Source organism: Streptomyces alkaliphilus, assembly GCF_014141535.1.
Classification (GTDB): domain Bacteria; phylum Actinomycetota; class Actinomycetes; order Streptomycetales; family Streptomycetaceae; genus Streptomyces; species Streptomyces alkaliphilus.
Map to the genome: position 1 here is coordinate 1 of NZ_VKHT01001362.1, position 1049 is coordinate 1049.

Sequence of the window (1049 nt, forward strand, 5' to 3'; positions counted from 1 at the left end):
GGCCGACCGTCCCGCCACCGACCCGGCCGCCGCCGGCGCGCCGGTCGGGCCGGAGGCCCCCGGCCCGCACATCCCCCTGGCCGAGGAGCCCCAGCGATGAGCGAATCACCCGTCCTGGAGGTCCGGGACCTGCACGTGGACTACGGACTCGGAGACGGAGCGGTGCGCGCCCTGAGCGGTGTGGACCTCACCCTGCGGCGGGGGGAGATCCTCGGCCTCGCGGGGGAGTCCGGCAGCGGCAAGTCCACCCTCGCCTACGGCATCACCCGACTGCTCCCGCCCCCCGGGGTGATCACCGGGGGAGAGGTGCGGTACCACGCCCGCGACGGCTCGGTCACCGAGATCCTCGACCTCACCGATCACGAGCTGCGAACCTTCCGCTGGCAGGAGATCTCCCTGGTCTTCCAGGGAGCGATGAACTCCCTCAACCCGGTGCTCTCCATCCGCGGCCAGCTCACCGACGTCCTGGCCGCCCACCGGCCGGGCATGAGCCGGGCCGCCCGCACGGATCGGGCCGTGGAACTGCTCAAACTCGTCGGCATCCCCGCGGATCGTCTTTCCGGCCACCCCCACCAGCTGTCCGGCGGGATGCGACAGCGGGTGATGATCGCCATGGCACTCGCGCTGGATCCCGAGATCGTCATCCTCGACGAGCCCACCACGGCCCTGGACGTGGTGATGCAGCGCCAGATCCTCACCCGACTGGCCGAACTGCGCGAACACCTGGGCTTCTCGGTGGTCTTCATCACCCACGACCTGTCGCTGCTGGTGGAGTTCTCCGACCGCATCGCCATCATGTACGGGGGGCGGATCGTCGAACAGGCCCCGGCACGTGATCTCTACCGGGAGGCGCACCACCCGTACAGCCACGGTCTGCTGCACTCCTTCCCCGCGCTGCACGGACCGCGGCGGGAACTGACCGGCATCCCGGGTTCCCCGCCGGACCTGCGGGCGATGCCGAGCGGTTGCGCCTTCCATCCCCGCTGTCCGCGGGCATTCGAACCCTGCGCCCGGGAGATCCCCCGGCCTGTCTCTGATACACCTCTGGC

At 70.9% G+C, this 1049-nt stretch carries 1 protein-coding gene; it reads left to right on the forward strand.

The window, feature by feature from the left end:
- Window positions 1-96: 96 nt before the first annotated feature.
- Window positions 97-1049 (forward strand): ABC transporter ATP-binding protein (locus tag FNQ90_RS24490; RefSeq protein ID WP_182608335.1); only part of this gene is annotated, 953 nt, incomplete at its 3' end.